Origin of the sequence: Erwinia persicina (assembly GCF_014838825.1) — a bacterium.
Taxonomy (GTDB): Bacteria; Pseudomonadota; Gammaproteobacteria; order Enterobacterales; family Enterobacteriaceae; genus Erwinia; species Erwinia persicina_A.
In genome coordinates this window covers 592080-603763 of sequence record NZ_JACYMO010000002.1, presented here as the reverse complement: position 1 = coordinate 603763, position 11684 = coordinate 592080, and the positions used below count along the sequence as shown (strand labels likewise).

Below are 11684 nucleotides of genomic sequence, written 5' to 3'. Positions count from 1 at the left end.
TGACGGGCCGATAGCGATATCGGCCTTTTTTTTATTTCTGCGCTAACAGTCCCGGTAAATTTCCCTCGCCGTACAGGTGCAGTGCGCCGACAGCAACCACATAGCGACCTGGCGGCAGCTGGCGTAAAAACTGGCACCACTGGCGATTGCGCTGGTGCATAAGCAGGTCGTTCAGACTGTTGCTGAAGGTGCTGGGCAGCGCCAGCATTCCGGCACTGCCCGGCGGTGCTTCCAGCCACCAGCTCACCATTGTTTGCAGCAGGCGGGCATTGGTCTGCCAGTGAACAAGCGTATCTTCTAACAGCGGCAGCCCGTTCTCCGGCAGGGATTTCAGCAGTGCCAACTGCGTCTCCGGCCCTTCCAGTTCAATCACCCTTTTTTGCTGTTCCCGTGCGGCTTTTAACAGCTGATAGTCAATACCACAGTCGGCACGCAGCCCCAGCCGCTGTGCCTGCTGTGCCTGAAGCATCAGTGCCACCTGCCAGGCGGGAAGGGTATCAATGCGCTCCATATCGACGCCAGCTTCTTCACAGTAGCGCTGAAGCAGCGGCAGTTGCGCAGCAGAGAGCCGTTCGGTCAGTGAAGGGCAACGCTCACTCTCACTGAAGGGGGACGCCCCGGCGGTAATATCGGCCTCGACAATCAGCGCATCGGCCTGCCGGAGTTTTTCATTCAGCACGGCGGGCAGCGGCATCATATTGTGCGTGCCCATATGAATACTGCCCACCAGGTGCAGATGGCTGCCTCCCAGACGCAAATCCATCGCCGGATAGCGGTAACTGACCGGCCACAGCCGGCGCCATAATGTCTGAAGCCTGTGCCCAACATTGCCCATGTTTTTCTGCCTCATCCGGTTAATCACACCATGCTAGCGTGATAACTCGCTGACGGACAGGGCAATAAGCCGCACGCGTGAACAGAATTACGCCTGTGGCGGACGGTAGCGGATCAGGCGATTGGCATTACTAACCACCGTAATCGATGACAGAGCCATTGCTGCCCCCGCCACAACCGGACTCAGCAGCGTCCCCGTCAGGGGGTAGAGCACGCCCGCTGCAATCGGAATACCGCAGGCGTTGTAGATAAATGCCCCGAGCAAATTCTGTTTCATATTACGCAGCGTGGCCTGCGCGATGGCTAAGGCATCCGCCACTGCGTTCAGATCCTGACGCATCAGCGTGATGGCTGCGGTTTCGATGGCGACGTCACTGCCGCCGCCCATCGCAATACCGACATCGGCCTGCGCCAATGCGGGGGCATCGTTAGTGCCATCGCCAGTCATCGCCACCTGCTCCCCCTGCTGTTGCAGGGCACGGATCGCCTCGGCTTTTCCGTCCGGCAGAACCCCGGCGATCACCCGATCGATACCGGCTTTGCGAGCGATGGCCCCGGCCGTGACCGCGTTATCACCGGTCAGCATCACCAGCTGGTAGCCGCGTTTATGCAGCCGCTGCAGCGCGCTGATGCTCTCTTTACGCAACGGATCGCGGATGGCGAACAGGGCAACAATTTCTCCTCCTGCCGCCAGCAGCACCGGCGTCGCACCGCTGGCCGCCTGCTGCGCAATCAGCGTGGTCGCGGCATCGGTCACGACCTGCTGCTGTGCCATCAGCGCCGGATTTCCCAGCAGCAGGGGCGTGCCGTCAAGTATGCCGCTGACGCCCATTCCGGGTATTGTACGAAATTGCTCAACATCGGGCAGACTGACCCCTTCAGCACAGGCCAGAATCGCCCGCGCCAGTGGATGGCTGGAACCCTGCTCCAGGGCAGCGGCCTGACGGCAGCCTGCGAGTTTTGCTGCTATGTTCCCGACTTTTTACATCATCTTCGATGATTTCAGCGCAATACCCGGCACAGTTGACGGCGTTGACCAGGTCATCTGGCGATGCCGACCCCAGCACCAGCGCGCTGTGTTCGGCAAGGTTGACCCGAGCCTGACTGACGCCGGCAACCTGTTGCAGGGCATTTTGTACGCGGCTGACGCAGCTGGCACAGGTCATGCCGCCGATCAGTAGCTGGAAGCTGTCATGGGAAGAGGAAGCGTTCTGCGCCGGAAGCTCAGGCGTTAACGCTGTCAGCGCTTCCGGCTGAGATTATGATTCTGTCAGCGTGTCAGGCTTTGGGTGGGAAACGCCTGCGGCCAGGCTGGCATGATAGCCTGCCTGCTCAACGGCGGCGATCAGCGCCCCGGCGCTGGCCTCCCCGGTTACACGGGCTTCCGTGATGCTCACCTCCGCCTGTTCCACATCATCACGCTGTTCCAGCGTCTCTTTAACCCGTTTAACGCAGTGGCCGCAGGACAAACCGTCCAGCGCCAGAGTAGTGATTTGCGACATATCATGACTCCTGTTGATCCGGTTTGACCCGGAGCGGTTTATAGATTCATTATGGAGGTTAAACCTTCCATCAAGGGGAAGGTCAAGGAGCAAAAATGAATATTAGCGACGTGGCAAAAAAGACCGGTTTAACCAGCAAAGCGATTCGTTTCTACGAAGAGAAGGGCCTGGTGACGCCGCCGCTGCGGACGGATAACGGCTATCGCAGCTACAGTGCTAAGCACCTTGAGGAGCTGACGCTGCTGCGTCAGGCCCGCCAGGTGGGATTTAATCTTGATGAGTGCCGGGAGATGGTGAGTCTGTTTAACGATCCCGCGCGCCACAGCGCCGATGTGAAGGCGCGGACGCTTGATAAAGTGAGGGAGATTGAAGCCCATATCTCTGAGCTTAAACTGATGCGCCAGAAACTGCTTGATCTGGCGGCCAGCTGCCCGGGGGATGACGGCGCGGAGTGTCCGATCATTAACCACCTGGCCGGCTGCCGCCAGCGGGATAAAGCGGACTAAACGGAACGTGGCACGATGCGCAGGGTGATCCCCTCTACCGCGACCACGGTGATCGGCGTGCCGGCAGGGAGATCCTCATCGGCCTGTACGCGCCAGTTGCCATCCCCGATCCGCACATGGCCAAATCCATTCACCAGCGCGGTATCCAGCGTCAGCTGGCGGCCCACCATCTGCTGGCCGCGCTGGTTGAGCGTGGAAGGAGGGTGTCGCCGGTCGCGGTGCTTAAGCCAGCGATACCACCACAGCGCAGCGAGAATAGTCAGTGCGGCGAAGCTCAGCCCCTGCCACTCCCACGGCATGGGGACCAGCCACACCAGCAGGCCGACGAGAACGGCTGCCACGCCGCTCCAAAGCAGATAGCCGCTGGTGCCCAGCATTTCTGCTGCCAGCAACAGGCCGCCGAGGCTCAGCCATATCCACCAGGGGTTAGCAAGCAGCTCATCAATCATCAGCGTTTACGCTCCGCACGGCTTTCACCCAGTAACTCACTGATCCCGGCAATAGAGCCCATCAGGCTGCTGGCATCCAGCGGCATCATCACCACTTTACTGTTGCCGGATGAGCCAATATTTTGCAGGGCATCGGTATATTTCTGCGCCACGAAGTAGTTGATCGCCTGGATGTCACCGGCGGCAATCGCCTCGGACACCATCTTAGTGGCCTGCGCTTCGGCTTCAGCACCACGCTCACGCGCTTCTGCGGCGAGAAACGCCGACTGACGTTCACCTTCGGCTTTCAGGATCTGCGACTGCTTCTCGCCTTCAGCACGCAGGATCGCCGCCTGGCGCACCCCTTCGGCTTCCAGAATGTCGGCACGCTTGGTACGTTCAGCTTTCATCTGTGCGTTCATTGAGGCGATCAGTTCTGCCGGTGGGCGCACATCGCGGATCTCAATACGGGTGATTTTAATGCCCCACGGGTTAGTGGCTTCATCGACAATATGCAGCAGGCGGGTATTAATATTGTCGCGCTGTGACAGCATTTCATCCAGTTCCATTGAGCCCAACACGGTACGCATATTGGTCATGGTCAGGTTGATGATCGCCAGTTCAAGATTGCTGACCTCATAGGCGGCACGCGCCGGATCGACAACCTGAATAAAGCAGACGGCATCAATCGTCACGCTGGCGTTATCTTTTGAGATAATCTCCTGCGACGGGATATCCAGTACCTGCTCCATCATATTAATTTTGCGCCCGACGCGGTCCATAAAGGGGATCACCAGATTCAGGCCGGGCTGCAGCGTATTGGTGTAGCGGCCAAAACGTTCAACGGTCCACTGGTAACCCTGCGGGACAATTTTAATCCCTGACCAGACGAGGATCAGGGCCAGAATGATAATGACGGGGATCACAGCCAACATAAAAAATAACCTCCAGATTGTTATTATGAATAAGTCTTTTGGGCGACCTTTTTCCCGCACGCCCTGTCTGATGCGCTGCCTTACGGCGAGCCAGCGCCATCACAGCCCTGATGATAGGGTAACGCCAGAGAGAGCGCCACCCTGCTGAACAGGGTCAGGGGCGGCGATCGCCGTACTGGAAGGAAAAATCGGCGATGTAGCTCCCCTCTGCTTCCGCAATGGCCTGCGACAGGGCCAGGTAATACGGCTCCAGCCCGATGGCTTCAATCTCAGCGATCTTTTCGCGAACCGGTGCGCAGAACAGCGCCGGATTGCCTGCCGCCTGGCGCTTATTGTTGACCGGCAGCTCATGGGTGACTGCTTTCATGGCCGTGCGGATCGCCTGACGATAGCTGCCGGGCACGTTGCTCACGTCATCTGCGGCGGTCAGGACATTCAGCGTCGGGAATTCATCCGCCATCACGGCCGACTTCAGCCGGTCAAAAAATTGCTGGAAGAGCTGGAAGGAGCCCAGGTCTGTGACTTTAGGTTTGGTGGATTTGCCGCGTATATTACCCGGAGAGCGGCTGCTGGCAGTGGGCGATAGCGTTTCCTTCTGCAGCTGAAGGTCAAAAAGATAGTCTGCGTGTTTTCTGCGATCCTGCAGATCCGGGAATTTTTCATTAAAGGCTTTGATAAACTCGGGAGCGGCCAGGTCGGCCAGGGCGTGGTTATCAAGCCAGTCAGAGCGGGCAAAAACCGCGGGCGTGATAAACCATGGCGGCACCGGTTCTGAAAAACGAACGGAGTGACCCTGGTGGTCAAATTCAACGAACTCCGCCCCTTTTTCAAAGGCGAAACAGCAGTTTTTAAAGCTGATAATGGTGTCATTAATAATAAGGGCATCTTTCACAAATCTTGCCACCTCGGCGCTCATCACAAAGGCGGTTTTTTTGTCGTGATCGCGCAGTACGTAGTTCAGATCTGCCACTGACTTAACGCCAGGCTCAAGATCAAACTCAAAGAAAATATGTGACATATTATAAACTTTCCGCTTTACCTGGATAAGTCATGATATCACATCTTAACGTGCGGAAGTCAGGAGGCTGACCGCCTTACCGGTCATTGCCATCTCTACCGCCAGACTTATAACGGTGCCGCGTTTAGCTAGATGGGGCTTAATGGCTGACCTCAAAGTGAACATTTTCGCTATCGCGCTTCAGGATCAGGGTTGTCTCGTCCCGTGCAACCACGCTGATCACCACGGACTTCAGGTCACTCATACTCAGTCCCATCAGCCGCGCATTCAGCAGCAGCAGGGTTTTTAACATCTCATCACCGAACTCTGAAGAGATATCTCTCATCATGTTGCGATGTTCTTCTGTGCCGATCCTGTCGCTGACAGACTGTGAAAATCGGGTCATTGCCTTATCATCCGGGTTAATGTGTTTAATGCCGCCTGACAGGCACGGACGGAAACCATCTGGCATTCCAGCAGCCGGGCATAGTCAGCCTGCTGTGCCAGTGAGCCCCGCTCAAGCGTCACTGTCAGCGACAGGGCATGATGTGCAGCCCGGGAAAGCTGTAAGCAGGCCGCCCGGTGCTCACGGTGAAATTTTTCGCTGTCGCAGAGGGCCGTCAGCAGGGCTGAACGTGATGCCGCGATCAGCGCCAGGTGTTCCGGTGTCATCTCGCCCTCCCGGTAACAGGACAAAACAGATCAGGGCTGGCTGACCTGCCGCCCGAACGCGATCTTTCTGCAGAGGTTGTAATTAACGCCTGGATCATTGAGTGGTCATTGCGGGTAAAGTATTTCGATGACTTATGTTAGTCATTTGAATGTCTTCTCTACCTGACTTTAGTCAACTTTTTCACGATATTTCATTCAGTCTTATAAGTCATCTTGATAGTGAATAATGACAGGGTGGCGTAAATGAAGCCTTTATCTGGCTGGGGATCGGAAGGGGGACGGTGTTAAGGCGCAGGCGGGAGAGCAGAGACTGTCCTGGCAGGGATGCCCCTGACAGTCAGGGCGTAAGCCGGCGGCATGGCCACCGGCCCGGTGATATCAGTAGAGCAGTGAGTAGAGCTGGCGGCGGTATTTTGCTGCCAGGGCATCACCCGTGCCGAGCGCTGCGAGGATCTCCTGCAAAATTTTACGCGCCTGACCGTCGGCCGCACCCAGGTCTTTCTTCAGATGCGAGAACAGCAGTTCAAGGGCTTCTTCATTGCGTCCGACCTGGTGAAACTGCAGCGCCAGCTGCGTGGCCAGCCCGGCATTATCGGGGTCCGCTTCCAGCTGCTGTTGCAGCTGCTGGATTTCCGGGGTGTCAGCTGCCTGTTTCAGCAGGTCAATCTGCGCGATCAGCCCCTGATAGCGGGTATCCTGATCCTGCAGTGGCACCACTTTCAGCACCGCTTCGGCTTCTTCACTGCGGTTAAGGCCAATCAGTACTTCGGCCAGCAGAAAACCGATATCGCTGCCCTGATTGCTCAGCGCCCAGGCCTCTTTCAGCAGGGGCAGGGCGTCGATCAGTTTGCCTTCTTCCATCAGCTGCATAGCCTGCTGCGCCTTCAGCTCTTCTTCTTTTGGCAGCACTTTTTCCAGCAGGGCGCGGACGGCTTCTTCCGGCTGCGGCCCCTGGAAACCGTCAACGGGCTGACCGTTCTGGAAAAGATAGACCGTCGGAAGGGAACGCAGTCCAAACTGCTGCGCCACGGCGGGCTCGGCATCACAGTCCAGCCTGGCCAGAATAAACTGGCCAGCATACTCCTGCGCCAGACGATCCAGCAACGGCGTCAGCTGCTGACAGTGCTGGCTGCGCTCAGACCAGAAGTAGAACAGCACCGGGATCTGCATCGACTGTTCCAGCGTCTGCTGCAGGTTGGTTTCGTTAATTTCTACAATCGTTGCTTGTGGTGACATGAATTCGTCTCTTTTCACGTAAGTTTATTACTGTATTGGGGCGCGAGCCGCGGCTTCAAGGGGCGGCGACTAATTCTGACGTAAAAACCGGTCCATCAGCCAGCCTGGCAGTAAACGGCGTAGCACTACGATGGCATGCGTGATTAGCGTTACCGGATAGCGCAGACGCGGACGGCGGCTTTCCAGCGCGTGGCGAAGTTTCGGCAGGATCGCCTCAGGCGGTAGCGTAAAGCGGGCGGCGATGCCGGGATTGTGTACCGGCTTATCCTGCTGCGCCTGACGGACATTGTCGGTAAACGGCGTATGGATCGGGCCCGGCTCAATCAGACTGACGCGCACGCCGCTGCTGTGCAGCTCCATGCGCAGCGCATCCGACCAGGCCTCCAGCGCGTACTTACTGGCGGCATAGGCCCCGCGACCCGGCGTGGAAATCAGGCCCATCACCGAGCTGGTATTGATAATACGGCCAACGCCTGCGATCAGCGCCGGCAGCAGCAGCACGGTCAGCTGGTGGGTACCAAACAGATTAGTGGAGAACTGCTGCTCCAGCTGCTGGCGCGACACCGACTGCAGCGGGCCATAGACCCCAAAGCCGCCGTTGTTAAATAAACCGTGCAGTACCCCGCCGCACAGGGTGAGGATCTCTCCCGCAGCCCGTTCGACGCTGGCAGCGTCATCCAGATCCAGCAACACACCCTGAAAACCCAGCGCATCCATCCGGGCGACGTCCTGCGGTTTCCGGCAGGCCGCAATCACCTGATACCCCCGGCGCAGCAGATCGTTGGCCGCCACCAGGCCAATTCCGCTGGAACTGCCGGTAATAACAATTCTTTTTTGCATAACTTTACCTGTTACGGCACTCAGAGCCGGGTCACTCATGCTTAACTAGGGGAGCCAGATTTTTGGCCATCAGATCGGCGATAAATGGCTGTGCCGCAGGGTTCGGATGAATACCGTCGTCCTGCATCCATTCCGGTTTCAGATAGACCTGCTCCATAAAGAATGGCAACAGGGGAATGGCATGCTTCTCCGCCAGTCTGGGGTAAATGGCAGCGAAGGATTCGCTATAACGCTTTCCGTAGTTTGGCGGTATACGTATCTGCATCAGAATCGGCTGCGCTTTGGCGGCCAGCGCCAGTTTAATCGCCTGATCCAGATCCTGCTCGATCTGCTGTGGGGCAAAACCGCGTAAGGCATCATTGCCACCCAGTTCAATCAGTACCCAGCGAGGCTGATGTTGCTTCAGCAGCGCGGGCAAACGCGCCCGCCCCTGCGTCGCGGTGTCGCCGCTTATGCTACCGTTAATAATGGTAGGGGATTTTTGCCATTTATCATTGAGTAACGCAGGCCATGCGGCACTGGCGGACATGCGGTAACCGGCGCTCAGACTGTCGCCCAGCACCAGCAGTGTGTCTGCCGCCGTCGCGCGCAGCGTCATAAACGCCAATAAGAACAGGAAAGGCAAATGCCAGCGGAAAACATTCTTGAAGTTCATCGTCTTAGTAAGTCCGTCGGTCAGGGTGAGCATCAGCTTTCCATCCTTACCGGAGTTGAGCTGGTTGTCAAACCGGCTGAGACACTCGCCCTGATCGGTGAGTCGGGATCGGGCAAGTCAACGCTGCTGGGTATTCTTGCCGGCCTGGACGACGGTACGGAAGGCGAAGTGATGATGCTTGGTCAGCCGTTGCACCAGATGAATGAAGAGCAGCGGGCCGAACTGCGCGCGAAAAATGTCGGCTTTGTTTTCCAGTCTTTCATGCTGGTCCCCACGCTCAACGCTCAGGAAAACGTGCAGCTTCCGGCGCTGCTGCGCGGCGACAGTGACCGTAAAAGCCGGGAGCAGGCAGCCGCGCTCCTTGCCCAGCTTGGCCTCGGTGAACGTCTGAGCCACCTCCCTGCGCAGCTCTCCGGGGGGGAACAGCAGCGTGTGGCGCTGGCCCGTGCCTTTAACGGCCGGCCGGCGTTGCTCTTTGCCGATGAACCCACCGGCAATCTTGACCGGAAAACCGGTGACCGTATTGCCGACCTGCTGTTTTCAATGAACCGGGACTATGCCACCACGCTGATCCTCGTTACGCATGATGAACAGCTGGCTGCGCGCTGTGACCGCCGCCTGCGGCTGCGCGACGGCAAGCTGTGGGAGGAAGCATGATCTGGCGCTGGTTCTGGCGCGAGTGGAAATCCCCCTCGCTGCTGATTGTCTGGCTGGCGTTGACTCTGGCAGTGGCCTGCGTGCTGGCTCTCGGTTCACTCAGCGACCGCATGGAAAAAGGCTTAAGCCAGCAGAGCCGTGACTTTATGGCGGGTGACCGCACATTGCGCAGCGGCAAAGAGGTGCCCGCTGAATGGCTTGAACAGGCGCGTGCGGACGGACTGCAGGTCGGACGTCAGCTGACCTTTATGACCATGACCTTTGCAGGCGATACGCCGCAGCTGGCTTCGGTCAAAGCCGTCGACGATCTTTACCCGATGTTCGGGCAACTGACCACGGTGCCTGCCGGGCTGAAACCGGTGGCGGGCACCGTGCTGGCCGCACCGCGTCTGCTGGCATTGCTGGAGCGTAAAGCCGGGGACCAACTGGACGTGGGGGATGCCACCCTGCGTATCGGGGGGGAGGTGGTGCAGGAGCCGGATGCGGGCTTTAACCCGTTCCAGACTGCACCGCGTCTGCTGATGAATCTGGCGGATGTAGAAAAGACCGGTGCGATCCAGCCCGGCAGCCGCATCACCTGGCGCTATAAATTTTCCGGTACGCCCGCGCAGCTGGCGCGCTATGACCGTTATATCGCCTCGCGGATCACGGCGGATCAGCGCTGGATCAGCGTGGAGAACAGTGAGGATGCACTGGGCAAGTCGATGCAGCGCGCCCAGCAGTTCCTGCTATTGTCAGCCCTGTTGACCCTGATGCTGGCCATTGCCGCCGTGGCGGTGGCAATGAATCACTACTGCCGCAGCCGCTACGATCTGGTGGCAGTGCTGAAAACGCTCGGTGCCAACCGGGCGGCACTGCGTAAATTGATTATCGGCCAGTGGCTGTCGGTGCTGCTGCTGGCGGCCGTGGTGGGCAGCGCAATCGGCCTGGGCTTTGAAGCCGTACTGTTAAGTATGCTGCGCCCGGTGCTGCCCGGTGAGCTGCCGGCCGCCAGTGCCTGGCCATGGCTGTGGGCTGTTGGATCGCTGTTTGTCATCTCTCTGCTGGTCGGGTTGCGTCCTTACCGTCTGCTGCTGGCGACCCAGCCGCTGCGCGTCCTGCGCCGCGATGCGGTGGCCAACCTCTGGCCGCTGAAGTTCTATCTGCCCGTCATGGCGCTGGTGGTGGTTGGCCTGCTGGCGCTGCTGGTGGGGGGCAGCAAGCTGCTGTGGGCGCTGGTGGCGGGGATTGTGCTGCTCTCCTTACTGCTGGGCGCGATTGGCTGGGGTGGGCTGCTGCTGCTGCGCCGTCTGACCCTGCGTAATCTGGCATTTCGCCTGGCAGTCAACCGGCTGCTGCGCCAGCCGTGGACCACACTCAGCCAGCTGGCGGCCTTCTCGCTGTCGTTTATGCTGCTGGCGCTGCTGCTGGTGATGCGGGGCGATCTGCTGGAACGCTGGCAGCAGCAGCTGCCGCCGGGCAGTCCGAACTATTTTCTGCTGAACATGACCGAACAGCAGGTGCCGCAGGTGCAGGCCTTCCTGCAGCAGCATCAGGTCAGGGCAGAAACCTTCTATCCGGTGGCGCGCGTGCGGCTGACCAGCATTAATGAAAAGCTGGCCGACCCGGCGCTGGATGAGTCCCTCAACCGGGAGCTGAACCTCACCTGGCAGAAAGATCTGCCGGATCACAATCCGATGACTTCAGGCACCTGGCCGCCGAAAAAGGGAGAAGTGTCGATTGAACAGGAGCTGGCCGGGCGGCTCGGTGTGAAGCTGGGGGATACCGTCACCTTTAGCGGGGATACCCAGGAGTTCAGTGCCAAAATCAGCAGCATGCGCAAGGTGGACTGGGAGAGCCTGAAGCCAAACTTTTTCTTTATCTTCCCGCCGGGTGCGCTGGACGGACAGCCGCAGACCTGGCTGACCAGCTTCAGAATGGACAATGACAACGCCACGCTGGCGCAGTTAAACCGCCAGTTCCCGACGCTCAGCCTGCTGGATATTGGCAGTATTCTGAAGCAGATAGGGCAGGTGCTGGCGCAGGTCAGCCAGGCACTGGAGATCATGGTTATCCTGGTGACCGCCTGCGGCGTGCTGCTGTTACTGGCACAAATTCAGGTGGGTATGCGTCAGCGCCGCCAGGAGCTGGTGGTCTTTCGCACGCTCGGGGCCAGCATCCGACTTTTGCGCGGCACGCTGTGGTGCGAGTTTGCGCTGCTGGGCGTAGTGTCCGGCGTGGCGGCGGCTATCGGGGCAGAGGCTGCGCTGTGGGGGCTGCAGCGTAAGGTGTTTGACTTCCCGTGGCAGCCTGATTTTACGCTGTGGCTGGTACTGCCGTTAACCGGTGCCGTCCTGTTGTCGCTGTGCGGCGGCTGGTTGGGTGTGCGCTTACTGAAAGGGAAAGCGCTGTTCAGAGGGTATTACGCGGGATAAGGAAGACG

The 11684-nt window shown here is 58.7% G+C and carries 14 protein-coding genes and 1 pseudogene; 3 read left to right on the top strand and 12 right to left on the bottom strand.

The window, feature by feature from the left end; all coding sequences use genetic code 11:
* Positions 1 to 31 precede the first annotated feature (31 nt).
* The 4 genes and pseudogenes from IFU29_RS08905 to IFU29_RS22795 form a co-directional block, all read right to left on the bottom strand.
* Complete coding sequence (locus IFU29_RS08905) at positions 32 to 835, bottom strand: TraB/GumN family protein (protein WP_191933589.1); 804 nt, start codon at positions 833 to 835, stop codon at positions 32 to 34.
* An 87-nt stretch (positions 836 to 922) separates the two neighbouring features.
* A pseudogene (locus IFU29_RS22805) lies at positions 923 to 1780 on the bottom strand (HAD-IC family P-type ATPase); the annotation flags it as partial.
* Positions 1713 to 2000, bottom strand: a complete 288-nt coding sequence (locus IFU29_RS22800) for a cation transporter (protein WP_423244824.1) — start codon at positions 1998 to 2000, stop codon at positions 1713 to 1715. The gene IFU29_RS22800 and the pseudogene IFU29_RS22805, both read right to left, overlap by 68 nt.
* 93 nt (positions 2001 to 2093) lie before the next feature.
* A complete protein-coding gene (locus tag IFU29_RS22795) occupies positions 2094 to 2336 on the bottom strand; it encodes a cation transporter (RefSeq protein WP_423244823.1) in 243 nt (80 codons plus the stop codon).
* Positions 2337 to 2431: 95 nt separating this feature from the next.
* On the opposite strand from IFU29_RS22795, the gene cueR reads away from it, so the two are divergent.
* Positions 2432 to 2842, top strand: coding sequence for a Cu(I)-responsive transcriptional regulator (cueR, locus tag IFU29_RS08895; protein ID WP_191933588.1), 411 nt, complete (start codon positions 2432 to 2434; stop codon positions 2840 to 2842).
* On the opposite strand, the gene IFU29_RS08890 is transcribed toward cueR, so the two are convergent.
* The 8 genes from IFU29_RS08890 to tesA all read right to left on the bottom strand — a co-directional run bounded on the left by IFU29_RS08890 (position 2839) and on the right by tesA (position 8605).
* Positions 2839 to 3291 carry an NfeD family protein gene (locus IFU29_RS08890; RefSeq protein WP_191933587.1) on the bottom strand — a complete coding sequence of 151 codons (453 nt, stop codon included), beginning with the start codon at positions 3289 to 3291 and terminating at the stop codon, positions 2839 to 2841. The genes cueR and IFU29_RS08890 overlap by 4 nt on opposite strands.
* A complete protein-coding gene (locus IFU29_RS08885) occupies positions 3291 to 4205 on the bottom strand; it encodes an SPFH domain-containing protein (RefSeq protein WP_191933586.1) in 915 nt (304 codons plus the stop codon). The genes IFU29_RS08890 and IFU29_RS08885 overlap by 1 nt, the downstream gene beginning before the upstream one ends.
* Before the next feature lie 154 nt (positions 4206 to 4359).
* A complete protein-coding gene (locus IFU29_RS08880; RefSeq protein WP_191933585.1) occupies positions 4360 to 5223 on the bottom strand; it encodes a hypothetical protein in 864 nt (287 codons plus the stop codon).
* 139 nt (positions 5224 to 5362) lie between these two features.
* Positions 5363 to 5608 carry a hypothetical protein gene (locus IFU29_RS08875; protein ID WP_191933584.1) on the bottom strand — a complete coding sequence of 82 codons (246 nt, stop codon included), beginning with the start codon at positions 5606 to 5608 and terminating at the stop codon, positions 5363 to 5365.
* Positions 5605 to 5874: a hypothetical protein gene (locus tag IFU29_RS08870; protein ID WP_191933583.1), complete on the bottom strand. Its 270-nt coding sequence runs from the start codon at positions 5872 to 5874 to the stop codon at positions 5605 to 5607. The genes IFU29_RS08875 and IFU29_RS08870 overlap by 4 nt, the downstream gene beginning before the upstream one ends.
* Before the next feature lie 378 nt (positions 5875 to 6252).
* Entirely contained in the window at positions 6253 to 7110 is an 858-nt protein-coding gene (locus IFU29_RS08865) for a co-chaperone YbbN (RefSeq protein WP_191933582.1), read from the bottom strand.
* Positions 7111 to 7179: 69 nt separating this feature from the next.
* Positions 7180 to 7950, bottom strand: coding sequence for an SDR family oxidoreductase (locus IFU29_RS08860; protein WP_191933581.1), 771 nt, complete (start codon positions 7948 to 7950; stop codon positions 7180 to 7182).
* Between the two features lie 31 nt (positions 7951 to 7981).
* A complete protein-coding gene (gene tesA / locus IFU29_RS08855) occupies positions 7982 to 8605 on the bottom strand; it encodes a multifunctional acyl-CoA thioesterase I/protease I/lysophospholipase L1 (RefSeq protein WP_191933580.1) in 624 nt (207 codons plus the stop codon).
* Between tesA and ybbA the strand changes: the two genes are divergently transcribed.
* Positions 8576 to 9262 carry a putative ABC transporter ATP-binding protein YbbA gene (ybbA, locus tag IFU29_RS08850; RefSeq protein WP_191933579.1) on the top strand — a complete coding sequence of 229 codons (687 nt, stop codon included), beginning with the start codon at positions 8576 to 8578 and terminating at the stop codon, positions 9260 to 9262. The genes tesA and ybbA overlap by 30 nt on opposite strands.
* The gene (ybbP, locus tag IFU29_RS08845; protein WP_191933578.1) at positions 9259 to 11676 is read left to right on the top strand and encodes a putative ABC transporter permease subunit YbbP; all 2418 of its coding nucleotides are present in this window, start codon (positions 9259 to 9261) and stop codon (positions 11674 to 11676) included. Before ybbA ends, ybbP begins: the two co-directional genes overlap by 4 nt.
* Positions 11677 to 11684: the final 8 nt, after the last annotated feature.

Coding starts and splice junctions, on each gene's coding strand:
- IFU29_RS08905 (WP_191933589.1), bottom strand. CDS start 835: ATGGGCAATGTTGGGCACAGGCTTCAGACATTATGGCGCCGGCTGTGG.
- IFU29_RS22800 (WP_423244824.1), bottom strand. CDS start 2,000: ATGACCTGTGCCAGCTGCGTCAGCCGCGTACAAAATGCCCTGCAACAG.
- IFU29_RS22795 (WP_423244823.1), bottom strand. CDS start 2,336: ATGTCGCAAATCACTACTCTGGCGCTGGACGGTTTGTCCTGCGGCCAC.
- cueR (WP_191933588.1), top strand. CDS start 2,432: ATGAATATTAGCGACGTGGCAAAAAAGACCGGTTTAACCAGCAAAGCG.
- IFU29_RS08890 (WP_191933587.1), bottom strand. CDS start 3,291: ATGATTGATGAGCTGCTTGCTAACCCCTGGTGGATATGGCTGAGCCTC.
- IFU29_RS08885 (WP_191933586.1), bottom strand. CDS start 4,205: ATGTTGGCTGTGATCCCCGTCATTATCATTCTGGCCCTGATCCTCGTC.
- IFU29_RS08880 (WP_191933585.1), bottom strand. CDS start 5,223: ATGTCACATATTTTCTTTGAGTTTGATCTTGAGCCTGGCGTTAAGTCA.
- IFU29_RS08875 (WP_191933584.1), bottom strand. CDS start 5,608: ATGACCCGATTTTCACAGTCTGTCAGCGACAGGATCGGCACAGAAGAA.
- IFU29_RS08870 (WP_191933583.1), bottom strand. CDS start 5,874: ATGACACCGGAACACCTGGCGCTGATCGCGGCATCACGTTCAGCCCTG.
- IFU29_RS08865 (WP_191933582.1), bottom strand. CDS start 7,110: ATGTCACCACAAGCAACGATTGTAGAAATTAACGAAACCAACCTGCAG.
- IFU29_RS08860 (WP_191933581.1), bottom strand. CDS start 7,950: ATGCAAAAAAGAATTGTTATTACCGGCAGTTCCAGCGGAATTGGCCTG.
- ybbA (WP_191933579.1), top strand. CDS start 8,576: ATGCCAGCGGAAAACATTCTTGAAGTTCATCGTCTTAGTAAGTCCGTC.
- tesA (WP_191933580.1), bottom strand. CDS start 8,605: ATGAACTTCAAGAATGTTTTCCGCTGGCATTTGCCTTTCCTGTTCTTA.
- ybbP (WP_191933578.1), top strand. CDS start 9,259: ATGATCTGGCGCTGGTTCTGGCGCGAGTGGAAATCCCCCTCGCTGCTG.